Annotated in this window: 18 protein-coding genes and 3 tRNA genes; 4 read left to right on the top strand and 17 right to left on the bottom strand. The window is 52.1% G+C overall.

Features of this window, described 5'->3' with window-relative positions:
- Positions 1-73 precede the first annotated feature (73 nt).
- The 8 genes from C4F51_RS07925 to C4F51_RS07890 form a co-directional block, all read right to left on the bottom strand.
- Entirely contained in the window at positions 74-3574 is a 3501-nt protein-coding gene (locus tag C4F51_RS07925; protein ID WP_193908744.1) for a retention module-containing protein, read from the bottom strand.
- Between the two features lie 181 nt (positions 3575-3755).
- Entirely contained in the window at positions 3756-4364 is a 609-nt protein-coding gene (locus C4F51_RS07920; protein WP_193908743.1) for a response regulator transcription factor, read from the bottom strand.
- Positions 4365-4368: 4 nt separating this feature from the next.
- The gene (locus tag C4F51_RS07915; RefSeq protein ID WP_193908742.1) at positions 4369-5781 is read right to left on the bottom strand and encodes an HlyD family type I secretion periplasmic adaptor subunit; all 1413 of its coding nucleotides are present in this window, start codon (positions 5779-5781) and stop codon (positions 4369-4371) included.
- The gene (locus C4F51_RS07910; protein WP_193908740.1) at positions 5781-7961 is read right to left on the bottom strand and encodes a type I secretion system permease/ATPase; all 2181 of its coding nucleotides are present in this window, start codon (positions 7959-7961) and stop codon (positions 5781-5783) included. Before C4F51_RS07910 ends, C4F51_RS07915 begins: the two co-directional genes overlap by 1 nt.
- A 117-nt stretch (positions 7962-8078) precedes the next feature.
- The gene (locus tag C4F51_RS07905; RefSeq protein ID WP_202987645.1) at positions 8079-9875 is read right to left on the bottom strand and encodes a TolC family outer membrane protein; all 1797 of its coding nucleotides are present in this window, start codon (positions 9873-9875) and stop codon (positions 8079-8081) included.
- A 276-nt stretch (positions 9876-10151) separates the two neighbouring features.
- On the bottom strand, positions 10152-10952 hold the full coding sequence (locus C4F51_RS07900) for a putative RNA methyltransferase (protein ID WP_193908738.1): 801 nt from the start codon (positions 10950-10952) through the stop codon (positions 10152-10154).
- Between the two features lie 108 nt (positions 10953-11060).
- Positions 11061-11858: a PhoH family protein gene (locus C4F51_RS07895; protein WP_193908736.1), complete on the bottom strand. Its 798-nt coding sequence runs from the start codon at positions 11856-11858 to the stop codon at positions 11061-11063.
- Positions 11859-12299: 441 nt separating this feature from the next.
- A complete protein-coding gene (locus tag C4F51_RS07890; RefSeq protein WP_193908734.1) occupies positions 12300-13706 on the bottom strand; it encodes a DEAD/DEAH box helicase in 1407 nt (468 codons plus the stop codon).
- Positions 13707-13953: 247 nt separating this feature from the next.
- Between C4F51_RS07890 and C4F51_RS07885 the strand changes: the two genes are divergently transcribed.
- Positions 13954-14904 carry a tRNA dihydrouridine synthase gene (locus C4F51_RS07885; RefSeq protein ID WP_193908732.1) on the top strand — a complete coding sequence of 317 codons (951 nt, stop codon included), beginning with the start codon at positions 13954-13956 and terminating at the stop codon, positions 14902-14904.
- A gap of 237 nt (positions 14905-15141) precedes the next feature.
- Here C4F51_RS07885 and C4F51_RS07880 read toward each other — a convergent pair.
- From C4F51_RS07880 to C4F51_RS07870, 3 genes are all read right to left on the bottom strand, one after another.
- Positions 15142-15218 (bottom strand) — tRNA-Arg (locus C4F51_RS07880).
- Positions 15219-15257: 39 nt separating this feature from the next.
- Positions 15258-15334: transfer RNA gene (locus tag C4F51_RS07875), tRNA-Arg, on the bottom strand.
- A gap of 349 nt (positions 15335-15683) precedes the next feature.
- On the bottom strand, positions 15684-16736 hold the full coding sequence (locus C4F51_RS07870) for a GlxA family transcriptional regulator (protein ID WP_193908730.1): 1053 nt from the start codon (positions 16734-16736) through the stop codon (positions 15684-15686).
- 111 nt (positions 16737-16847) lie between these two features.
- On the opposite strand from C4F51_RS07870, the gene C4F51_RS07865 reads away from it, so the two are divergent.
- The gene (locus C4F51_RS07865; RefSeq protein WP_193908728.1) at positions 16848-17474 is read left to right on the top strand and encodes a cysteine hydrolase family protein; all 627 of its coding nucleotides are present in this window, start codon (positions 16848-16850) and stop codon (positions 17472-17474) included.
- Positions 17475-17559: 85 nt separating this feature from the next.
- Here C4F51_RS07865 and C4F51_RS07860 read toward each other — a convergent pair.
- Positions 17560-17647, bottom strand: a tRNA-Ser gene (locus C4F51_RS07860).
- A 108-nt stretch (positions 17648-17755) separates the two neighbouring features.
- The gene (locus C4F51_RS07855) at positions 17756-18319 is read right to left on the bottom strand and encodes a nitroreductase family protein (RefSeq protein WP_193908726.1); all 564 of its coding nucleotides are present in this window, start codon (positions 18317-18319) and stop codon (positions 17756-17758) included.
- Between the two features lie 226 nt (positions 18320-18545).
- Here C4F51_RS07855 and C4F51_RS07850 point away from each other — a divergent pair, with 226 nt between their 5' ends.
- Positions 18546-19928 (top strand): adenylate/guanylate cyclase domain-containing protein, encoded by a 1383-nt coding sequence (locus tag C4F51_RS07850; RefSeq protein WP_193908724.1) that lies wholly within the window; start codon positions 18546-18548, stop codon positions 19926-19928.
- Between the two features lie 95 nt (positions 19929-20023).
- On the opposite strand, the gene queF is transcribed toward C4F51_RS07850, so the two are convergent.
- The 3 genes from queF to C4F51_RS07835 are packed head-to-tail and all read right to left on the bottom strand — an operon-like array spanning position 20024 to position 22577.
- A complete protein-coding gene (queF, locus tag C4F51_RS07845) occupies positions 20024-20851 on the bottom strand; it encodes an NADPH-dependent 7-cyano-7-deazaguanine reductase QueF (protein ID WP_193908722.1) in 828 nt (275 codons plus the stop codon).
- 17 nt (positions 20852-20868) lie between these two features.
- Positions 20869-21642: an ABC transporter permease gene (locus tag C4F51_RS07840; protein WP_193908720.1), complete on the bottom strand. Its 774-nt coding sequence runs from the start codon at positions 21640-21642 to the stop codon at positions 20869-20871.
- Positions 21639-22577 carry an ABC transporter ATP-binding protein gene (locus tag C4F51_RS07835; RefSeq protein ID WP_193908718.1) on the bottom strand — a complete coding sequence of 313 codons (939 nt, stop codon included), beginning with the start codon at positions 22575-22577 and terminating at the stop codon, positions 21639-21641. The genes C4F51_RS07840 and C4F51_RS07835 overlap by 4 nt, the downstream gene beginning before the upstream one ends.
- Before the next feature lie 78 nt (positions 22578-22655).
- Here C4F51_RS07835 and C4F51_RS07830 point away from each other — a divergent pair, with 78 nt between their 5' ends.
- Complete coding sequence (locus C4F51_RS07830; protein ID WP_235992301.1) at positions 22656-23060, top strand: PA2817 family protein; 405 nt, start codon at positions 22656-22658, stop codon at positions 23058-23060.
- A 66-nt stretch (positions 23061-23126) separates the two neighbouring features.
- On the opposite strand, the gene C4F51_RS07825 is transcribed toward C4F51_RS07830, so the two are convergent.
- Positions 23127-24770, bottom strand: coding sequence for a sensor domain-containing diguanylate cyclase (locus C4F51_RS07825; RefSeq protein ID WP_193908716.1), 1644 nt, complete (start codon positions 24768-24770; stop codon positions 23127-23129).
- Between the last annotated feature and the right edge of the window lie 240 nt (positions 24771-25010).

Raw genomic sequence — 25010 nt, 5'->3', positions numbered from 1 at the left:
AACGGCGAGCCATGCTCGCCGTTTTCCTTATAGATTCTAAATTTTAATTGGCTTCCCCCTTTTCAGATCAGCATCAATCAATCAGATTACTACCCGAAGTCAACTGCTGAATCACGTCCTGATGGGTATTCAGATTACTATTTTGCAAGGCGATCGTCTGATCTGTTTTACTCGAATCTTCACCACGCTGATAATCTCCGACAGGGTTGCCATCAACTTCAGAATTCGCATCCTGCAAGTAACTGGTGAGGGCATCTGTTTTTTCATCCTGCAACATATCCGACAATTGTAAAGAAGCATTTTCCTCGATGTTTGAGCTGCTCAAGACGTTCTTTTCAGGTTTATCAAGGACATTTTTGTTATCCAATGACCATACAAGCGTCTCAGCACCCCATAAAGCACTTGGGCTTTGGGCAACCGCATCGGGCACCCCAGGGCCAGTACCGATAATAGTAACGGTTGCCACAGCTTCAGCATAACCGCCTTTGCCATCCGATACTTCATAAGTAAATGAATCGGTAGCCAGTGTGCCAGCAGCCAGATTGGAGAACTTACCATTGACATCGTAACTGAAGCTGCCATCGCTATTGATGGTCAGTAATGCTCCGCTGGCAAGTGTTACCGTTGAGCCATTGTTAACTGCCTGACCATTTATCTGGCTAACAACCAGCGCATCGCCATCCGGATCACTGTCATTAACCAGCAAGCCTTTATTAACATCTACGGTCAGCTTACCTTGTTTATCAACGGTGTAATCGTTATTGGCAACGGCCGAACCGGATGCCGAGAAGCTGGTCAGGTAGTAACCGCTACCATCACCGGCGCCGGTATTACCGAGGTTATCAAGTGCACTGAAACGGACACTGTCGAACACTTTTCCACCGGTATTAATCGTTACATCTCCTGCCGATTTTCCAACAAAATGGAAAGACTCGCTGGCGACCAGATTGCCTTTGTAATACGCCGTCCAGACACCTTGTTCGGCACCACCTTGTTCATTGTGGATCAGGTTGGCAACACCAAATGTCGCGGTGGTGACATTACCATTGAGCTGAATAACCACAGACTCGGATTTGCCCGTCGTAATATCGTACTCAATCTGTCTGGGTTCTTCTTTAGCCCAGGCTGGCACGGTGCGAGGAGTCCCGTCCACACCCATTTTCCAACCATCGAAAATCAATTTACCGGAGCTGCCGTCGGCATTATAGGCCGTCACTTTCACACCGGTTCCGGAGCTATCGGCCACTTTCCAGGAAGCCGCAGCATTGGAGGCACCTGCTGCAACGGTTCCCAAAGCAACACTGTAAGGAGAACCTGCCGGATCGTTAACTGCTACAGGTGGTTCGTTGCCAGGCGTCACACCGATGGTGACGGTGGCGGTGTCAGTGCCGCCTTTACCATCGGAGACGGTCACCACAAAACTGTCGTTGCCGGTGTAGCCGGTGTTCGGGGTGTAGGTGAATTCACCGGTGGTCGGGTTCACGGTTACGGTACCGTTCGACGGTTGACCGGTGAGCGTGTAGCCCAATGTGTCGCCATCCGGGTCGGTTGCGGCAATGGTGCCATCGACCGGCTGGTTTTCATCGGTGGTCAGGCTCTGATCATCAGCAACCGGGTTTTGATTGACCGGCGGTACGACCACTTCCGGAATCACACCAATGGTGACCGTCGCCGTGTCAGTACCGCCTTTGCCGTCAGAGACGGTGACAATAAAGCTGTCGCTACCGGTGTAGCCGGTGTTCGGGGTGTAGGTAAATTCACCGGTGGTCGGGTTCACGGTTACGGTACCGTTCGACGGTTGACCGGTGAGTGTGTAGCCCAATGTGTCGCCATCCGGGTCGGTTGCGGCAATGGTGCCATCGACTGGCTGGTTTTCGTCGGTGGTCAGGCTCTGGTCATCAGCGATCGGGTTTTGATTGACCGGAGGAACGACTGTGTCAGGCGTAACACCTATAGTCACTACAGCCACGGCGAATCCACCACGTCCGTCACTGACAGTTACCGTAAATTGATCGCTACCGGTGTAGCCAGGGCCCGGTTGATAAACAAATGAACCCAGTGCCGGGTTAAAGAAAGTAATTGAACCGTTTGCAGGGCCACCACTAACCGTAAAGGTCAATCTGTCCCCGTCGACATCGGAGGCCGTTACCCGGCCGCTGACCGGAGTATCTTCCGGTGTCGTCAAATTCAGGTTGTTGGTGACGGGCGGTGTATTGATGACCACGATCGGAGGTTCAACAACCGGTGGCTCAACCACGGGTGGTTCAGCCACTGGCGTTACACCGATAGTAACCGTGCTGGTAGTAGTACCGCCGTTGCCATCGCTGATGATGACCACAAAACTGTCACCACCGTTGTAGCCGGGATTGGGCGTGTAGGTGAATTCACCGGTAACCGGGTTCAGCGTTACTGTGCCGTTGGTTGGCGGGTTATTCACGCCGTAATTCAGTTCGTCACCATCGCGGTCGGTGGCGATAATCTGGCCATCAATCGGGGTGTCCTGCGGAGTCGTCAAATTCTGATTATTTGACTCGGGCGCGTCATTGACCGGCGTCACTTCAATCACAACGGTGCTGGTGGTAGTGCCACCGTTGCCATCGCTGATAATTACCACAAAGCTGTCGCCGCCGTTGTAATCAGGGTTGGGCGTGTAAACAAATTCACCGGTATTCGGATCGATTACCACCGTACCGTTGGTGGGCGGGTTCTGGATTACCCAGGTCAGCGGATCACCGTCCGGGTCTTGCGCATCAACGCGACCACTGATGGGGGTATCTTCCGGTGTAACCAGCGTCAAATCCTGGGATGTGGGAGCATCGTTAACCGGGGTGATATCGAGGTCAACCCGCGCGGTGGTGGAATTACCACGAGGGTCACTGATCACCACGACAAAGCTGTCAGCACCATTAAAATCCGGGTTCGGCGTATAGATAAACTCACCGGTTTGCGGATTTAATGTCAGGGTGCCGTTCTGCGGCGGGGTGAGCAAAGACCAGGTAAGCGTGTCGTTTTCCAGGTCGGTAGCGATAATACGTCCACTCACCGGCGTATCTTCCGGGGAGCTGATTAACTGATTTTCTGCTTCAGGCGCCTGATTGACACCTTCAGCAATCAAAGTGCCCGTGCCGGTTGCCCGGAAAACTTCACCGAAGGCGTAGGACGGGTCAATCGGGCTATCCAGACTGGCACGATCCACCTGTACAAAACTGTTACCACCACCGGCACCGGCGTCATTACCGCCGGCAGCGGTTTCTTCCAATTCTTCCAGCAGGTCGCCGTCCTGCTCCAACAGCGCAAGTACCTGCTCGACGGTTTCGTCAACAATTTCGGCTTCATTACGGTCGGTTACACTGACTTCCCACAAATCCGGGCCAAGGCCAACTTCCTGCCCTCCGGCGAGAGCTACAGCTTGGCCATCACCGAAGTCCAGTTCAACGCGTGCGCCTTCGGCCGTAATCACGACCTCGTCTGCATTCAATACATCGCCCTGAGCCAGAAGTCGCATGCTGCCATCCGCCGACTTTGCCCACACTTTTCCTTCAATGAAAGCGACAGTTGCTACGGAATTTGCCATAAATGAACCCTTTTGTAGGAAAACCTGTAACCAATATTTGTCACAGCAATTGTGTGACCACTGTCACACAATATAGCAAGACTGTTCGCGCTTTGTATTGAACCAAAGGCCAGGGAAAGGCAAAAAAAATGACAGAAGGAAAATTGAGGTGCCGGAGCGACGGCAGGAAAAAATCCCGTCGTCAGACGGGATTGGAGGAATGATTGATAGCGAGGGCGAGTTGCAGACGATCACGAATATGGAGCTTTTCAAACACCGCACTCAGGTGGGCTTTAACGGTTCTTTCGGTGATATCCAGCGCTCTGGCGATTTCCTTATTGGTGTGACCGGCAGCCACGGCGTCGGCCACTGAGCGCTCCCGCGGCGTCAAGGTAGCAAGAGAGGTTCCTTTCACCTTCTCAACCACAGGTGCAGGTGTGCGGACCAGCTCGCGCATCAACTCCGGACCCACCCACAAACCGCCCGCATGAACCACGTCGGCAACCTGTAACAGTTGGGATGGCACCGCCAGGTAATGTAGATAACCGCGCGCGCCCCATGAAATGGCCAACCGGGCTTCAACAATATTTTCCTGGCGGGTCAGTGCGATCACCTGAGCGGAATGGCGCAACAAACGCTCAACCTGGCTCTGCCCGGCATCATGGTCAAACAGGCACCACCAGTAAACGTCAGGCCTGGCAGCAGCACCTTGCCAGTCAGCGGGCAACTCGCTCACTGTGTTTATGCTGGCAAATGCCTGAGCCCAGCGCGGGGATACAAGATGGTTGTCCGTCAGAAAAATATGTTTCATCGCCTTACCGTTCCGTCAGCGCATTTTGTTTGGCTCGTAACACCGGCTTTAACATATATGACAGCACGGTTTTCTTGCCAGTCAGAATATCTACCTGGGTCATCATGCCCGGCATAATAGGCAGCGCCGGGTCGAAGCCGGCGCGATCCGTTCGCACCCGCACCAGGTAAAAGGTATTTTCACGCTCATCCGTAATCGTGTCGGCGCTGATATGCTCAAGTGTGCCTTGCAGCCCACCGTACACCACAAAATCGTAAGCGGTAAATTTTACGATCGCAGGCTGCCCCGGATGCAAAAATGCAATGTCCTTGGGCGAAATTTTTGCTTCAATCAATAGCTGATCGTCAAGCGGTACCATTTCCAGCACTTCGCGACCCGGCTGTACCACGCCACCCACGGTGTTGGTAAATAACCGCTGGATGGTGCCACGCACCGGCGCGCGGATTTCGGCGTATTTGATACGATCCGCAAGGCCGGTGCTGCTTTCGGACAAACTGGAAAGTTTGCCCAATGTTTCAGCAAGATCCGTTCGCCATTTGCTTTGCACACTTAAACGAACTTCACGTAACTTGCCTTCCGCTTCTGCCACGGCCGCCTGAATACGGGACAGCTGCGCCTTGCTTTGTTTTAACTCGCCATCGGTGCCCGATACATCGCGCTCCAACCGCAAAATTTCCACTTCGGAAATCGCGCCGCTGGCCAATAAAGGGCGAGTAACCGCCAGTTCTTTGCTGGCCAGTTCAAGGGCACGGGTTGCCTGTACCACTTTGGCGCGAACTTCGTTAAGTTCTTCTGCGCGCTGTTGCAACTGGGTATTGGAAATAGAAAGCTGTTCTTCCAGCTCGCGCAGCGCCGCCTGGTACAAGCGGGATTCTTCGCCAGTAATTTCCGGCGATTCCTGCTGCAGATCATCCGGAAACACCAGCGGTGTATCCGAGGTTAATGCTTGCAGACGCAGCGCCTTGGCTTGCAATGATAAATACTGGGCGCGATTTTCACGAAAGGTAGAAATAAAACGGGTGGGATCGATACGCAGCAGCAGCTGCCCTTCTTCAACAACCTGCCCTTCCTGAACAAGAATTTCGTTTACCACACCACCATCAAACGACTGAATAACCTGCAACTGACGCGATGGAATGACCTTACCCTCGCCGCGGGCGACTTCGTCAAGTTTGGCAAAAGCAGACCAGATAACCAGCAGCACAACCACCAGAAGCATACCGTAGAGTAACGCGCGGGCTCGCAAGGGTTCCTGTTCAAGCTGCGCCCAATCGGCATCGCTTACCCAATCCTGCTGTTGCACCGGTTGCTTTAACCAGCGGCCATATAAACGATCAATCCAGCGGCTGGCCGGTGCACCAAAGCGATATAAGTACACACCGAGCTTGTCAAAAAAACGTTTCTCACGGGTAACCATCAGGAAGCCCTCCCGATGCGTCCCTGACGTAGCGCCTCGACCACCTGATCACGCGGGCCATCGGCAACAATTTTTCCGGCATCAATCACAATAATACGCTCGGCCAATTCCAGCAGTGAGGTTCTGTGGGTCACCACCAGCATGGTTTTACCGGCCGATACATTTTTCATAGTGCGCTTGAAATCTTCTTCGGTGGAATGATCCATAGCGCCCGATGGCTCATCGAGCAGAAAAATCGGCGGATCATTTAACAGCGCGCGGGCAATGGTAACGCTTTGACGTTGGCCACCCGACAACAGCTCACCGCGCTCACCCACCGGCATCGCCAGACCGGCGGGATGACTGTTCACAAAATCGACCAAACCACTTTGACGAACCACTTCCAGCAGACGCTCATCGCTTACCGCCGGGTTGGACATCACAATATTGTCACGCAGGGAACCGAAAAACAGATTCACATCCTGCGAGACATAACCCATATTGCGGCGCAATTCGGCGGGGTCGAGCTGGCGAATATCGATACCGTCGAGCAATACCGCCCCCGAAGCCGGGGTATATAAACCGGCCATCAATTTTTGCAGCGTCGTTTTACCGGAGCCGTTGCGCCCCAGCACCGCGATGCGCTCGCCCGGTTGTATTTTGAAAGACACATCACGGAGAATTTCGCGGGAGTCATTCGGGTATTTAAACGTAACCTGCTTGAATTCAATACCGCCGGAGAGACGTGGACGGCTGATCCACTGCGCGCTGGCCGGTCTTTCTACCGGTTTTTGCATCACCTGATCCAACGCACCTAACGCTGTCGCAGCCTGGTGGTATTGCATTAACAACCCGGCGGTTTGCCCGACCGGCGCCATCACCCGGGACGACAACATATACACAGCAATCAAGCCGCCCTGGGTGAGGTTGCCATCAATAATTTGATAGACACCAACAATAATGACCAGCACCGCAACGGTTTGCTGCGCCCAACCGGTGCCGGCGGTAACCGAGCAGGACAGCATCCGTATACGCACCGAAATGCGTGAAAGAAACAAGGTTGCTCTTTCCCACATCAACTGCATACGACCTTCGGCCCCGAGGGTTTTCAGGGTTTCCAGACCGCTTAAACTTTCTACCAGAATGGCGTTGCGCTGCGCCCCGGCTTCCATACTGCTCATGGACAGTGCATGCATCTTGTGTTGCACCGCGGCGGTATAGAGCAACACGCCAATGACCCCGATGATGACCGGAATCACCAGCACCCAGGAAATCAGCCCGATGACCAGTAAAAACAGCAACACGAAGGGCAAATCAATAAACGCCACCACAGTAGCGGAACCAATAAAACTGCGGATGGATTCAAAACCTTGCAAGCCTGAAGCAAACGAACCCACCGAGGCCGGTCGCTCCGCCAACTTCATGCCGAGCACGCGCTCCATAATAACGGCGGACAAGGTAACGTCCGTCCTGCTGGCCGCGATATCAATAAACCAGCCGCGCATACTGCGCAACACTGCATCGGCACAAAGCACCAGGATAATGCCCAGCGATAGCATCCATAAGGTGTCAGTTGCATGGTTGGGCACAACGCGGTCATAAACATTCATTACAAACAACGGCATCGCCAGGGCGAACATGTTGATCAGCAAGGCGGCCAGCAATACATCGCGGTACAAACGACGGTGTGCGGCAATGACTGACCAGAACCAGTGCCCTTCGCGATTTTTTGGCACATCGGCCACGCGGGCATCGAAACGTTGCTCCGGGCGCACATAAATAGCATGGCCGGTGTAATCGCGTTGCAACTCGTCAAGAGATAGAGAAACGCCAGCTTTTCCCAATTCGGGATACACCAGCTGCGCTACACCTTGCTCGCTATCGATACCGGTCAGCAAACAGGCGCGATTGTTCTTCAACAACAAAATCACCGGGAACAGCGACGGGTTGAGATGAACAAGCAGGCGTTTGGTTTGGCTGGAGGTCATTCCCGCGCGCACCGCAGCGCGGTCAAATAAAGAGGGAGAAAGTGTTTGATCTACCAGCGGCAGACCGGCAAGCAAGGTTTCGCGGGTGGTTTTAATGCCGTGCGCATCGGCAACCAGCAATAAACAATTAACCAGATCATCAGAAGGAGGGAGTTTGGCAGATGTCGATGTCTCGTCAGCTGAAGGAACGGCCACAGATTCGGAAGTCGACATCAGGTACAACCCTTTGGTGTTATGCGATCACAGGAAAGCGAAGGATCTTATCACAAGCGCCCGCGGGTCTGACGGCACAAACCACAACCGACCAGACCCGCGGGCGTAAAGCAATTATTAACGTTGGCTAACCACGGTAATATCGACGCGACGATTGGACGCACGACCCGCTTCAGTGGCGTTATCCGCAATCGGACGACTGGAGCCAAAACCTTCCACAATAATATTGGATAACTCCAGGCCGTTCAGTACCAGATAGTCACGCACTTTTTGAGCGCGAGCGCGAGACAATGGCTGATTGATCTGATCGCTACCGGAAGCATCGGTATGACCGGTCACGCGAATTTCCACTACTTTCGGGGTTTCACGAATTTGCTGCAACAGGCGATCAAGGTTACCGGTAGAACCCGGGTTCAAATCAGAACTGTTAACCGCAAACAGGGCATCACTGCTAATTGGCACGGTAGTAGAAATCAAATCGTCGCGACGCAATGCAATCGGTGCATCACTCGGGCAGGCCGTTGCTGCATCTACCTGCAATTGGTTGATGTTGGCGTTACCCAAAAGATTCAGGCCTTCACGCACAATCGACAGCGCCGGTAACAGTTTGCCCATTGCAGCCAGCGTTCTTGCCTGAGCGATAGTCAGGTCGCTGCTGGCGTTGATAGCGGCACGGCTTGATTGGAAGAATTCATTTTCAGCATCCAGCAAATCCAGCAAGGTTCTTTGGCCAATATTGAATTGCTCGCTGTACGCATGACGAACCTTATCACTGGCCAGACGGTGTTGCTCAAGGGATTGCAATTGCTCACGGATGCGCAGGGTATCGTTAAAGGCAACCTGGGTGGTTTGTCGTAAATCAACGCACACCTGATCACGCACATCTTTAGCCTGGTTGACTTCCTCCAGCGAACGACGCACCGCAGCACGGTTGGCACCGCCGCTGTACAGGTTGTAGCTCAGCGCCAATTCAACAACACCTTCTTCGCCGTAACGGTTGCGATCAACACGATCATCAAAACCGTTGTTGTTGCGGGTAATATTTTGACGGGCACGCAGCTCGGCTTTTGGCAAATAACCGGAGCGCTCGATTTTTACAGTGGCCTGGGCAGCAGAAATATTTTTAATCGCCGCATGAAAACCGGCATTGCCCTGGTAGGCCAGATTCAATGCGGCACTGATGTCGGCGGGCAACCATTTGTCTTCGGCCAGTTCTACCACTTGCAACTGCTCGGCAGGCAAGGTACCCACTGCGCGCAAGTAACGTGCGGTGGCATCATGCAAGTTGGAAGCTTCCGTCAATAAATTGGATTCTGCCAGAGCCAAACGGCCACCGACCTGCTCCAGGTCAACCCGGCGACCTACACCGGAACCCACGCGCTCTTCAATTTGACCGAGTACTTCACGGTGTTTGGCGTAGTTGGCTCTGGCAAGAGAAACCAGCTCGCGGGTGCGCACTACATCTTCAAAACTGCGTACGGTTTCCAGGGCAGTATCTTCAATCTGATTCAACAATTCGTAATAGCGTACCTGACGGGCACTGCTGAAATGTTCAATTTCACCGGTGGTGCGAAAACCGTTAAAAAGGGATTGGCTCAAGGAGACTTCTGCATAGCCGGTATCGTAACTGGCACGACCGTCATATTCACGATTGGCGGTACCGGCGGCGGCGTTTACATCAACCGTTGGCAACCAGCCGGCACGGGCGATGGTGACATCATGCGCCGAAGCACGAAAAGCATGATAGCTGGCCTGTACATCAGGGTTGTATTCAATAGCCTGCAACACGGCTTCAGTGACTGAACTGGCCGGCGGCTTTTGTGCTTGCGCGGCCATACTTCCACCAGCGACTATCACCATAAATAAGGTTGATAACCTGGCACCTAAAGAACCAGCCGAAGATCTGTGATTCATGCGCAATATCCTTTGGAGAAAAGTGTGTAATACCGGTTGCTGTGCAATTCCCTGACACCACCGCTAACTCTCCTTGGGAATACGCGAGTTGACGGTGTACTGTTATTAATGTGAATTCTATCGCAAATTTAAAAATTCATACAACAGAATTGGTATTACACGATATTTCTTATAACTACGAAGAATAAAGCGCCAGCATTTAAACGACTACGAAATAAACTGTCAGAATAATTTACAACTTTTTACAGGTTAATCGAGCCATCACTCGCAGCGGTTTCATTGGGCAGATTCGCCAACATACACAGTGATATAAAAATCAGCGCTATCCTGAATACCGGTTGCTATCAACTGCTGTTGCAGTGACTCATCCATCTTCCAGGCAAAAGGCGTCATTTTTAACAAGGCGGCGGAGAGTTCGCCGGCGGGAATATTCAAGGGGAATGAGGCGCGCTGTTGCTCTACGGAGGTAAATCCTTCCAGCAAACCCGGCTCCGGATGTGGCCGAACAACCTTATAAATGCGCTGACGCAACCCCAGTAAATGTTCTTCGGCGGGCGTAACGACAATTACCCGACCGCCCGGCGCTAACACACGTTTTAATTCCGAGGCATCCGAAGGCGCATAAATTCGAGTGATGACGTCCATACTGGCGGTTGCCAGCGGCAACGCATAAGCCGATGCCACCGCGTAGGATTCACCGTAAGCTTTGGCCGCCATGCGCACACCATCGCGCGCAATATCAATACCGTAAACGCTCGCGTCTTTAGGCAACAGGCCTGCCAGTGCATGGGTGAAATAACCTTCACCACAGCCGATATCCAACAGCCGTTGCGTCGACGCCGGCACCAGCGTTTGCAAGTCTGGCAACAAGCCGGAAAAAAAACCGGCATTTAAAAATTGCCGACGCGCTACCAGCTGCGCCTTGGCATCGCCGGGCGCAAGGGAGTTTTTGTGCTGCACCGGCAGCAAATTGAGATAACCCTCTTTGGCGCGATCAAAATGATGACCGGAAGCACAACTGACACCGGAGGTATTTTCAACAAGGCCGCAATGGCAAAGGGGGCAAATAAAATGCATAAGGCAATAGAAAAAATAGAGAAGGGAAAACGCGAAGCATGCATGGCATGAAAAGGAATAGCAACAGAAAACACCGCAACCTGGCAGCTGCGGTGCTCAGGCAAACCGCTAATTTAATTCGTAGCGATCAATAATATCCCGCACCAGACCACTGCGGACAATATCCTCTCTGGCAAATTCGTGAATGTGCACGCTGGCCAGTTTATCCAGACGCTGAATTGCATCCGCCAAACCATTTGGCCCCCGAATATCACTTTGCTCAATGTCTCCGTTAATAACCACCTTGCAGTCTTCCCCGATACGCGTCAGAAACATTTTCATCTGCGCAACGCTGGTGTTTTGCGCTTCGTCGAGAATCACAAAGGTTTTGCTGTTGAAGGTTTTACCGCGCATAAAGGCGAGCGGCGCAGCTACAATACGGCCATGGCGCAAACAGTAATCTACCGTTCCGGCCCCGAGACGTTCATTGAGAATATCGCGGAAGGCATCAATATAAACGGAGAATTTCTGATCCAGATCGCCAGGAAGAAAACCGAGATTTTCACCGGTTTCTACCGCCGGCCGCGTGAGAATAATGCGTTCAATACGACCCGATTCCAGCGCTTCAGCCGCCAGTGCGCCGGCGCAATAACTTTTTCCGGTACCCGCAGGGCCAATACCAAAGGTTAACGCGTGATGACGAATAGCGTTGATGTAATCTTGCTGAGCCTGGTTTTTTGCCCGAAGGGGCTGGGGAGAGCGAGGAGGAGAGTAAGCAGTTTCAATCTGTTGTGAGCGGGAATTGATTTCGACGATGTTGTCGTCGTTTCGGTGTCGTCTGGAAGATTTGTGCCTTGAGCCCCTGTAATTGCCATCTTCCGCGTAACCCTGAGAAGTACTACGTCTAGCATGAGATCGTTTCGCCATGGGTGGTTATCCCCTTCTGGTTGGAAAAAATAACGCGTCGCGAAAATCGGGTAAACATCCGGAGCTGATAATCACCGGCATTTGCGCGAGCTGCTTAACTTCCGAATTGACGTAAACAGGTCAGGAAAACTTCTTTTAACTCCACGTTGTCGTATGAATGTATCGGCCTGCCAAAGCCACCCCACCGTGCAACTACCGGTTTGTTATTTTTAACAAGCCGGTGTGACATTATTATGGCACCAAACCGGAGAAAAAGTTTTGTGCCTTATAAAAATAATATCGCCGGTATCAAACTGCTGAACAGCACTGCAAATGAACCTGTCACTCTTCAGCAGCTTGCTTGAAATATATGCCCAAAAAAAATAGCGGTCAACGCCGATTTGTTACTGATTAATAAATTATTTCAACTAAAAAATCGGCGTGAGAAAACGCGCACACTTATCAGGCGTCATCGCCCGGGTCGCGAACGGCTTTGCGCTTGAGTGGTGCAAAACCATCGATAACCGGAGCAGAATTTTCCGGGCGCGGAGCAGCACCATCCACCGCAGTGCGACGCTTGCCGATATTTTTCTTATCGCGGTCACGCACCTTGGCTTTTTCCAACGGCTTTTTACTACCGCCGCCAGACGATGCCGAGGCACCGGGCTTTTTCTTTTTAACGCCGGCGGCTTTACCGGAGGATTTGAGTTTGGCCGGGCCCTGGTAGCTCGCTACCAGACCGGGCACCTGGGTTTTTTCAAAGCGCACTTTCAAGTAGCGCTCGATGCTACTCATCAGGTTCCAGTCAACCGCCGTAACCAGAGACACAGCGCGACCTTCACGACCGGCGCGGCCAGTACGGCCAATACGGTGCGTGTATTCATCACCGCTGTGCGCCATATCAAAGTTGATCACCAATTCGATATCATCAATATCCAACCCGCGCGCTGCCACATCGGTGGCGACCAGTACCTGGGTTTTCTGTTGACGGAAAAAATCCAGCGAACGCTTGCGCTCATCCTGAGTCATATCGCCATGCAAGGCACTGACGCGGTATTTATTGTAGCGAAGCAAACCATCCAGCTGGCCCGCCTTGAGTTTGGTGTTGGTAAATACCACCACCTTGGCGTCTTTGCTTTGCGCCAGTAAGGCAACCAGCAGTTTTTCTTTGTGCTTGACGTCGTCAGACAGGATAAATTGCTGCTGAATCCGGTTGGGCGCTTCGGCAATTTCCAGCCGCTCATAGGGCTGTTCGTGCATCAACTGTTTGACCAGGTGCTTCAGACCGGTCAATTCGAGCGTAGCCGAGAACAACAGGTTTTGGCGGTCTTCATTACACGCGGTTACGATATTCAGAACGTCTTCGCCCTGCCCCATATCCAGCATGCGGTCGGCCTCATCCAGCACCAACACTTCCAGGCCCGAAAAGTCTACCGAACGATGCGCAATGTGCTCAGCCAGGCGGCCGGGCGTTGCCACGATAATTTCGGGGTCTTTACGCAGCATGGATTTCTGGTATTTCAACTCTTCACCACCGGCAATCATGCCGACGCTCAAATCGTTGTAACGGGTGAAATCCTGGGCAATTTTGAGGATTTGTCGCGCCAGCTCTCGCGTCGGCGTCAGGATCAGCAAGCGCGCGCCAAACGGCTGGCGCGGTTTGTTTTCCAGCAATTGCTGGATCGCAGGCAGCAAAAAGGCAACGGTTTTACCACTACCGGTTTTTGCACTGACCAGCAGGTTTTTGCCGGCGAGTACAGCCGGAATAGCCTGCAACTGAACCGGCGTTGGCTGGGATAGCCCCTGCTCGGTTAAAACGCGCTGCAACGATGCTGGCTCAATCAATAACTCAAAACTCTGTTCTGCCACAGAAAACCTTCCTCAATCCTGCACCTGCCGAACCGGTGCGTCTGTAAAAAGCGGCTATTGCCCGGCTTATCGGGCAACCAATCATACCCGGCAGTATACGGACAAACGCCCCGGCAAGCTGTGATATTTCCCGGCGCAGCTGCCGCAGTGCGAAAAATACCACCGCATTGTGTTACTTACCCCGGGAAGCGCGTAGAATTTCCGGCTTTCTGCGCAACCCACCCCACCCGCTCCAGGCTTTTACACCATGCGAATTATTCTGGCCCCTATGGAGGGCGTTGTTGACCAACATGTCCGTGCGCTATTAACCCGCATTGGCGGCATTGATCAATGTGTAACCGAGTTTATCCGGGTAAACGATCAGGTAATGCCTGCCAAGGTATTCCACCGCCTGGCACCGGAAATACTGCATGGCTGCAAAACCCCCACCGGTATTCCGGTCAAGGTGCAGCTGCTGGGCGGCAATCCGGCCTCCATGGCGATTAATGCGGTGGAAGCGATAAAAGCCGGTGCCGATGCCATTGACATCAACTTTGGCTGCCCTGCAAAAACCGTTAACCGCAGCGAGGGCGGTGCTTGCTTGCTGAAACAGCCGGATCGGGTTTACAACATTGTTAAAGCGGTACGTGAGGCATTGCCGACTCACATCCCCCTGTCAGCCAAGATCCGCCTCGGCTTTGATGATCGCTCTTCTTATCTGGATAACGCCCGCGCCGTTGCCGAGGCCGGTGCGGATGAGCTGGCAGTGCATGCCCGCTCCAAAGCCGATGGTTACCGCCCGCCCGCCTATTGGGAATACATAGCCGACATCCGTAAACACCTGACCATTCCGGTGATTGCCAATGGGGAAGTCTGGTCGCTGGCTGACTATTATCGCTGCCGCGAACAATCCGGCAGCACTGACATTATGATTGGCCGGGGCCTGCTGGCCTGTCCGGATCTGGCTCGCCAGATCAAGGCCGATCTCAATAAGGAAATCTACCAACCGCTGCAATGGCTGGATATCTGCCGCATGCTGTTGAATTACTTTGACCAGACCCTGCCTTTTTATGAAGGGAAAAATAGCGGCAACCGCATCAAACAGTGGCTGGCTTACTTACGCCTGCACTACAGCGAAGCCGGGGATTTTTTTGAGGCCATCAAGCGCAAGCGCGAACCGGAAGAAATCCGCCAGCACCTGCAAGATACCCTGGCTTGAGCCCCCCTCAACCTTAATCCTGTGCAACCGCCGGAAGCATGCATTCGATTTTCTGGCGGATTATTTAAGGACTGAATACAACAAAGGCCGCAGCTGATCAGGCGCCAACAGGATGGCAAAGAGGGTTTTTACAGGGTCGGAAGTTACTGCCCGGGCAAGAAAGGTAGAGTTTTTTACGAAGATTTATCGCGAACAAATAAAAAGGCCTTAGCGTTTCCGCTAAGGCCTTTTCTTGTATGGCGCACTCGGGAGGATTCGAACCTCCGACCGCTCGGTTCGTAGCCGAGTACTCTATCCAGCTGAGCTACGAGTGCGTGGGTAAACTTGTGTATCAACATATCCCATTTAAAAAATGGCGCACTCGGGAGGATTCGAACCTCCGACCGCTCGGTTCGTAGCCGAGTACTCTATCCAGCTGAGCTACGAGTGCGTTGTTGAGGCGCGCATTTTATGGAGTAGCGCATAGCCCGTCAAGTAGTAAATCCAAATAAACGCAATTATTTGTGGCCGTATTTTCTTTAAAATCAATTAAATAGGTTATTCAAAACAATATGGGCATTCTTTGCACGGATTGCTCAAAAAACCCTCTCCACCTCACTCAATAGCAGCCGCACACCCTTTCCTTACTTCCCAGGCAGAGCGTTAAACCACTCCTGCTTGCACGCCCTATTATTAAAAAAGCCGGATAGCAAAACGACAAAAATTTGAAATTCCCTGCCCTCTAACGAACCAGCTGCCCGGCTGAAGCAGATGCTGCTTATGCAGATGGGCCTGACTGATCAGGAAGACCTGGCACCCGCTGAATTGGCCCTTTCGGTATCAGGCAGCTGCGCAATCTCATCAGGTCTGGCCACCGGAGCGTCCCGGAAAAGCTTGCGATAGATCGAAGGCGAGGTATGCAGGGAGGCCTTGAAATGCTGCCGCAAAGAAACCGCTGTCCCGAATCCTGCTTGTTGCGCGACCACGTCGATAGACGCGTCGGTGCCTTCAAGCATCCCTTGCGCGTGCGAAAGCCGCTGATTTAGCAGCCATTGTTTGAATGACGTACCGGTGACCCGGCGAAAATGACGCGTGAAATTTCGACGGCTCATGGCCGCACGCTCGGCAAGTGAATCAATAGTGTGCACCTGATCAAGACGGTGACACACCCATTCCAGCACCTCCGAAAATCGACTATCACTACTTGAAACCGGCAGAGGACGCTCAATAAACTGGGCTTGCCCGCCATCTCTGTGAGGCGCCACCAGAAGCCTTCGGGCAATTTTGTTAGCGGTTTCAACACCGATCAATTGCCGCAACATATAAAGGCAACAATCGAGCCCCGCCGCAACACCGCCCGAGGTAAGCACATTACCCTGATCCACATAAAGCACTTCCTGTATAACCGTTACGGCAGGATAGCGCCGGGCCAGTTCGTCGGTAGCCAACCAATGGGTAGTGGCGCTTTTACCATTAAGAAGCCCCGCTTCGGCCAATGGAAACGCGCCCAGGCACAGCCCCACCAGGCTTGCGCCCCGCTGGCTCGCTGCGCGCAAGGCATCCAATAAAGGAACGGGAGCACTACGGTAGTCTTCGTGCCAACTGGGCATGATGACGATATCGGCCGTATTTAAAACAGAAAGATCATTTCCGGTTGAAATCATAAACCCTGCCGAGGTACGCAACGGGTCTTTATCGAGGGCGCAAATGGTTACTTCGAAGGCGGCCTCTTCGCCATCGGCGAGGCGGGCACCAAAAACCAGGCTGGGCACCGATAAGTGAAAAGGCGTAATGCCATCGAAGGCTACGACGGCGATCTGAATAGGGCGTAATTGGGAAGTAAGTGTATGCATGGCCCGATTATATCGAAGACTGACCTTCGGGCCACTATGATCGCGGTTTAAAGTACACAAAAATGGATGACTCGGGGAATCCTCCCTCGCACTCAACTTCCGGAGATCATCATGCCCACAAGCCCTCGTCGTGCCCTTATTGTTATCGATGTGCAAAACGAATATTTTACCGGCAACCTGCCCATTGAATATCCGCCCGTCGATATCTCACTGCCCAATATCCTGAAGGCCATTGAAACAGCACAGGCAGCCGGTGTACCCGTGGTGGTTGTGCAGCATGATGCGCCCGAGGGTTCGCCAATATTTGCGAAGGGCTCGCAGTCATGGCAATTACATCCGGCCATTGCTGCCATTCAGCCGGATCACCATATCAACAAACCCCTGGCGGATGTATTTGCAGGAACGGATCTTGCGCAGTGGCTGTCCGCCAGAGACATCGACACATTGACGGTGGTTGGTTATATGACGCACAACTGCAATGCGTCTACCATTTTTCATGCCGCCCATGAGGGCTTCAAAGTAGAATTTCTTTCCGATGCAACAGGCGCTTTGCCTTATGAAAACGCGGCAGGAAAAGCGAGCGCGGAAGAAATACATCGCGTATTCAGCACGGTATTTCATTCCAATTTCGCCGCCGTCGTTACCACGCAACACTGGCTAAGTGCTGTACATGAAAGTCGCGGCCTTGAACCGGACAACGTCTACTTATCCAACCTGACAGCAAGAGCGGCTGGCTAATGAGTATGCGAAATAAAAATAATTGAGGAGTAAAATAATGCAGATACAAAAAAGCCCTGAATAATCAGGGCTTTTTTGATATATGTGGCGGTGAGAGAGGGAGTCGAACCCTCGATACCTTGCGATATACACACTTTCCAGGCGTGCTCCTTCGGCCACTCGGACACCTCACCGTGTACAAATTTTGTCGCTGTTAAGCGAAAAATTTGGCTTCGAAATTCAGCTTCACTGCCCCTTTCGAAGGGTCGCTAATGTACACAACGGTTTACATAAACGCAATGCTATTTTGCAGGCCATGGGTGAAAAAATTGCGTTATTTCCAGCGGCTTATGAGGCTCCGGTGAGGTTGTTGGAGTGCCAAGGTACAAATATCCAACAATCTGTTCACTTTCCGATAAATTGAGCGATTTTTTAACCGCCGGGCTGTAAGCCATATCACCACTTCGCCAAAAAGCCCCCACATTCAACGCGTAAGCGGCGTTCAACATATTTTGCACCGCCGCCCCGGCAGAAATCACCTGCTCTATTTCCGGAACCTTGACGTTGGCCTGAGTACACGCGATGGCCACAATGACCATTGGCGCCCGCAGTGGCATGCTTCGGAATTTTTCCCGCTTGGCCTCCGGTAATTCCGGATCTTCCTGCGCCGCAGCGCTGGCGTAAACCTCTCCCAGCTGATGCAAACCATTCCCTTCTACAACCAGAAAGCGCCACGGCCGCATCTGGCCATGATCTGCGGCACGCAGGGCTGCGGCGAATATCACCTGTCGCTGGCTTTCGTCCGGTGCCGGCGCCGCCAGCCTTGAGATGGATACCCGCCGGGTCAGCACCTCTATTGCATTCATATTTCACCTTTACTACGCGGAGGCAATAACAACCGGGGACGGATAAAAACCGTCATTAACAAAACCCGGAAATGCCGATATTTATTAAAAAGGCCCCTGCCCGGAGCCCCCAAATTAACACGTCTTCAAATCATTGAAGCACATAGACTTTTCATAACAAAACGCGTCTAATGTGCAGTCTGTCACACATTTAATAATGGATTACCATCAACAGGCCCATGGCATCATGATAAGTGCGCTCCCCTTGACCGAGCCGCAAACGGACTCCCCGCTGCAGCAATACTACTTTCGTGCAATTGTTTGCTTCGCGGCCGCAGGGACTCTGGCCTCTACCCTGACCTGGAGTGATGTTAATTATATCCATGCCGCCACCATTATTTTGCTGTTGACCTACGCTTACTGCACCTACCACTTTACCCGTAAGCTCTCTGGCGAAACCCTGTCCAAAGTCACCCGCTGGCTGTCCTATTGTGACGCCGCGTTTCTGGGTGTGGTGGTTAGCCTGACCAACTTCAGTTTACTGCCCTGCATTATGTTTCTTACCATTATTCAGTTTAACGCGCTGCTCAGTGGTGGAGTGCGCAAATGGCTGGAAGATAACGCAGCTTTTGCGGTGGGCATTATTATCGCGCTGATTATTTATCAACCGAAACTGATTTTAAGCAGCAGTATAGAAATCAGTGCTGCCAGTTTAATTGGCATCATCACCTATTTTCTTATTTATGCCGTTTATATGAACCAACGTTTTCGCAAGCTCTCGCTGGTGCGGCAACAGCTGGAAAATGAACAAAAATGGCACAAAATCCGCGCCTACAAACTGTCCCGCTATTTACCGCCCACCGTATGGAAAGCCATCAACGAGGGCAAGGACGAAGCGCTGCAAGCCGAGCGCAAAAAAATCACCGTGTTTTTTTCGGATATTAAAAATTTCAGTGAGCTTTCTGAAGAGATGGAAGCCGAAGCACTCACCGAATTGCTGAATCATTATCTCACCGAAATGTCCCGTATCGTGGCGCAATATGGCGGCACCATTGATAAGTTTATGGGCGACGCGATCATGGTGCTGTTTGGTGACTCCAACAGCCAGGGCGTTAAAGCGGATTGTTTGCACTGCGTTTCCATGGCCATTGCCATGAAGAAAAAAATGCGGAGTTTACGAGCAGAATGGTACAGCCAAGGCATTAAAAACCCGCTGCAAATCCGCATGGGAATTAATACGGGTTTTTGTACGGTCGGCACCTTCGGTACCTCCAGCCATTTAAACTACACGGTGCTGGGCACTCAGGTTAACCTGGCGAGCCGCCTTGAATCTGCCGCCGAACCGGACGAAATTTTGATTTCCCACGAAACCTGGTCACTGGTGCGCGATGCTATTATGTGTCGCGACAAGGGGGAAATTCAGGTAAAAGGCTTCACCCAGCCGGTTCGCGTTTACCAGGTGGCCGATTTTCGCAGGGATTTGGGCAAAAGCCAGACGTTTTTTGAAGACCGCACCGAGGGGTTTTCGCTGCATATGGATATCGACAAAATTCGTAATTACGACAAGGAAAAGGTCATCGACTTTTTGGAAACAGCAGCCAACAAGCTGAAAGAAAAAGTCATTATATAAAGCGCAGAATCATCTTCGGCCAGGCAAACTGACCGGATACAAAAAAGCCGTTAGCCAGGCAACAGGCTAACGGCTTTTTTGTATCTGCGTAAAAATTACTGACGAACCAGACGCAGGGATAGCGCCGCCACCGCTTCAGTGCTGCGAAAAGGATTAATATCCAGCCCGCCGCGACGCGTGTAACGGGCATACACGGTTAATGACTGTGGCTTGCAGCGCTCAAGAATGTCACAAAAAATCCTCTCCACACAGTGCTCATGAAAATCCTGATGCTCGCGAAAGGAAATGATGTAAGCCAACAAACCGGCAGGGTCAATCGTCTGACCGGAATATTGAATCTGAATACTGGCCCAATCCGGCTGGCCAGTGACCGGACAGTTGGTTTTCAATAAATGGCTGTAAACCTGTTCATCCGCCACCGGCGTTGCTGTGGTGGTTAGTAGCGCAGGTTCAGGGTGATAATGAGAGACTGTCAGCTCTTGCGCATCCAGCAAGCTTCCTTGCAACATCTGCAACGCTTTTTCAGAAAACGCCTCCAGAGAAAACAGCGAAACACCCACCTCAGCACCGGCCGCCTCACTCAAATCGCGGGTTAACAACTCGATAACCTGCTTCCAGGATTCACACACCGTTTGATTAAACGAATTCAAATACAACTTGAAAGACTTGGATTCAATAATATTCGGGCTGTTAGCCGGTATTGAAAACTCGGCAATCGCTACCTGCGGTTTGCCGCCGCGATCAAGCCAGGACAATTCGTACCCGGTCCACAGATCATTGCCGTAAAATGGCAGCGCCGTGTCGGTCAAATTGAGGTGTACGCGTGACTGGGCGCGCGCAATCGGGAACAGCAGCGCCGGGGTATAGCTGGAAATATAAGCCGAGCTTTGCCCGAGCGGACTGTCTTGTATAGTGTGCGACATAATTTTTAATCTCCTGATCAGGCGCGCAAGCGCTTGCCATGTTTCAGCTGATACAAACTGACGGCAAACAATACCAGAATGCCAAGACTCAAACCGATAAACGCCACTGTGACGTTGGTATCAGACACCCCGAGAATGCCATAGCGAAACGCATTCACCATATGAAAAATCGGATTGAAGTGCGACAGGGTTTGCCAGAAACCCGGCAACATGCTGGTGGAATAAAACACCCCGCCAAAATAGGTAAGTGGCGTTAGCACGAAGGTGGGCACGATAGAAATATCGTCAAAACTGTTGGCGTAAACCGCATTGATAAAACCGGCCAAGGCAAAAAATACCGACGTCATGACCACAAAGGAAATGGTAACAAACCAGCTGTGCACCGATAACGACGTGAACAACAACGCCAGCACCGTAACCAGTACCCCGATCATCAACCCCCGGGCCACCCCGCCCAATACGTAACCGGCGAGAATAACGCAATCCGGTGTGGGTGATACCAGCACCTCTTCAATGCTGCGCTGAAACTTTGCGCTGAAAAAAGAAGACACCACGTTGGAATAGGAGTTGGTTAACACCGCCATCATAATCAGGCCCGGCGCTACAAACTGGGCATAGCTGAAGCCGCCCATATCGCCGATGCGACTGCCGATCAACTGACCAAAAATAACGAAATACAAGGTCATGGTGATAACCGGCGGTAACAGGGTTTGAATCCAGATACGGGTAAACCGGTTCACCTCTTTACGGAAAATACTGCAGAAAGCGACCCACTGTTGTTGCAATGTCATTCGTTGGGTCTCCCCTCTTTAGCATTCTGACCGACCATTGATACGAACAGCTCTTCCAGACGGTTGGATTTATTGCGCATGCTGACGATATCGATGTGTTGTGATTCCAGTGCAGAGAAAACCCGGTTAAGGGTTTGCCCGCGCTCCACAATCACTTCGAGCGTATGTTCGTCTACCCGCTGAATGGCGTAACCGTCCACCTCCGGCACCGCTGTAACGGGCGCTTTGGTATCGAGAATAAAAACTTCTTTGTTGAGCTGCTGTAGCAATTTTTTGATGCTGGTATTTTGAACAATTTCGCCGTTATCAATAATCGCTACATTGCGACAAAGGCTCTCGGCCTCTTCCAGATAATGGGTGGTCAAAATAATGGTGGTGCCCTGCTCGTTAATGTCGCGCAGAAAATCCCACATGGAACGACGCAACTCAATATCCACACCGGCTGTCGGTTCGTCCAGAATCAGCAATTTGGGGTCGTGAATAAGGGCGCGGGCAATCATCAGGCGGCGCTTCATACCGCCCGACAGCGTACGGGCCGGTGACCGGCGCTTATCCCACAGACCAAGTGCTTTGAGGTATTTTTCAACACGCCCTTTGGCATCCTGTCGTGCCAGACCATAGTAGCCGGCCTGCTGCAGCAGGATATCTTCTACTTTTTCAAACATGCTGAAATTGAATTCCTGCGGCACTATGCCGAGAAACTGCTTGGCTTCTGAAAAATCCTTATCGATATCTTTGCCAAAAATTTCAACCGTTCCTGCGGTTTTTCTCACCAGAGAACTGATAATACCAATGGTGGTTGATTTGCCGGCGCCGTTGGGGCCGAGCACAGCGTAAAAATCACCGGGCTGAACCTCCAGAGAAATCCCCTTGAGTGCCCTATGTCCTGATCCATAGACTTTTTCAAGATTCCTGATAGAGAGTGCTGCTATCATATTGCGATACCCAAATGACCGATCATGTATTACAGACGGCTATTCTATCTGATTATCCCCCAGGAACCCGGTTTAAAAATGTCGAATACGCATGACACCCAATACAGCGCTTTTCACCTGCGCCTGCTCGAAAACCTTGTCGCCTTGATCAAAGTTCAACCACCTTTCAGCGATGAGTTTCCTGCCGAAGAAGATGCCAGCTTTGTCGAAAACATCACCCTACTGACTCAACAGCATGGCGAGACGAACTTTCTCGCTGATGGCCAACAATTGATATGCAAAATTGTGGCGAGTTATCCGCATTTAATGCCGGTTTTACCGCGGGATTTGTTGTGGTTTTTTGGCGGAGATTGTCTGCATTACATGCCCGATGAAGAAATTCAAAAGTTCCAGCAGCTCGATGAACGCCGCCAGGAAGCTATTGAGAATGATGCAGTTTTTAATTACGAAGATGAGCGGGCGAGAATTTTTAGCCTGCATTGATAGCCCATACCATACCCTTACAAATTTGCTCTCCCGACCGAAACCCCAGGTCGGGAGAGTTTCCAATCAGCGCTGATTCGCCACCACCACCCGGTTACGCCCCTCCGCTTTTGCTTTGTAGAGTGCGCCATCGGCAAGGCCAATAAGGCTTTCCCAATCTTCACCATGCTCCGGATAGGCTGCCACGCCGAAGGATGAGGTCACCGACGGGAGACGGCGCCCCTGAAAGTCCACCACCAGACGCAATAAGCTGTTACGAATTTGCTCGGCCTTTTGTTCGGCTTCTGCGGCGGTAGCGCCCGGCAACAAGAGTAAAAATTCCTCGCCGCCGTAACGACAACCAATATCTTCGCCACGTAAAGATTGCTGCAAAAACCCGGCAAATTCCTTGAGCAATAAATCGCCAGCCTGATGGCCAAACTCATCGTTGAAGCGTTTGAAATGGTCAATGTCGAGCATGACAAACGCCAGCGACTGGCTGTTGCGGTGGGCGCGCAATATTTCACGCTCGATACTTTCTTCCAGATAGCGACGATTAAACAACCCGGTGAGCGGATCTCTGATGCTCTGCCGGTGCAAGGCTTCCCTCAGCATAATACCCGCCAATGCCGATGCGGTATGTGAAGCCAATAGCTCCGCCAAATGGCGGGTGTCAGCGATTTGATCGGAATTGCCAAGACGGATATGAAGCATCGCCACTATGTCGCTTTGCGCCATCAAGGGAACACATAAGGTATTAGCATCGCCCGTTTCAAGGTGATTGCAGCGCATCCCGCTCAGCTCTGCCCCCTGGGCGTGAGACCGTCCGAGACGAAGCCCCCAGCATTCCGACGGTTTGATACGGTCAATCAACACCGCACCGTTGTTGTCCTTACCCCAGGAGACCATTAACGACAGCAGATTGCGGGAGGCATGCATCATGTACAAGCCACCACTCGCCGACGGAAATAACAGAGTTAAAAAGTGCTTCAGAACTTCTGCGGTTTCTTCCCGCGCCTGGCACGACTGCAAACTGCTGGTCAGCTGATTAATGATGGTAATTTCATGGGTATGGTGGCGCAGCTGCCCGACCAGGTCGGTGTTGCGTTTTAACTCGCGCCGGACGATGGCAAAAGCACCGCCCAGCAGCAATAAAATGACGCCCACGCCGGTAACCAGCCAATAACCAAGCCGCTGCGCATGCAGCGTGGATATTTCATCTTGCTGATGTAACCGCGCCGACTCGGATGCATGCAAGGCATCCACCGAGGCTCGGACCGCATCGGTCAATTGCTTGCCGGAACCGTCACCAATAAATTGAGCAGCCGCTTCGGCGCCCCGTTCACGACGCACGGCGGCCAGCATGGACATCTGTTCTTTACGGCGCCTTACCTGATCGGCAACGGCTTTCGCCAGCGATTCGTCCTCGCGGGTAACAAAACTCACATTGCCCAGGCTCACCAGATGTTCATCCAGCAATTGATGAAGCACACGCAGCTCACCTTCAAACACACTGGCACCGCTGGCGGCAAAAGCGCGGTGACTGGACTCGGCCTGATACAACGCGGAAGTCAGGGAGGTAATCACTTGCAAGCGCCCGGCACTTTCTCTGGCCATAGCGCGGTATTCACGCTCAATGCGAAAGTTGACAGCAATCATTGCTGCCAACACCACTGAAATCAGTAAAGCTGCCATAAAGATGAGCAGCAATTTCCGTTGCAACCTGGGCATAAGCCGAATACCGGTAAACAAAATTAAGAGGTCGGGGATTATGACAGTCAGGCGACATTTTGTCCTGATCACTTAAGACGCAAACGCCGGAAGTTATTCGTATTTACGCCGTGCCAATTGGAAAACTGCTGCTATGCTGGAAGAGGGTTTGTGACCGTACTGACACTATTCAAAGGTAAGTTTTTATGTATTCCTGCCGATAGCGAGGCTCTATGGAAGGGCCACCTGCAGGCAGCGCTA

The sequence above is a fragment of the Cellvibrio polysaccharolyticus genome (genome assembly GCF_015182315.1).
Lineage (GTDB): Bacteria > Pseudomonadota > Gammaproteobacteria > Pseudomonadales > Cellvibrionaceae > Cellvibrio > Cellvibrio polysaccharolyticus.
Note: the sequence above shows the minus strand (reverse complement) of the source record. Positions and strands in the feature narration are given on the sequence as shown.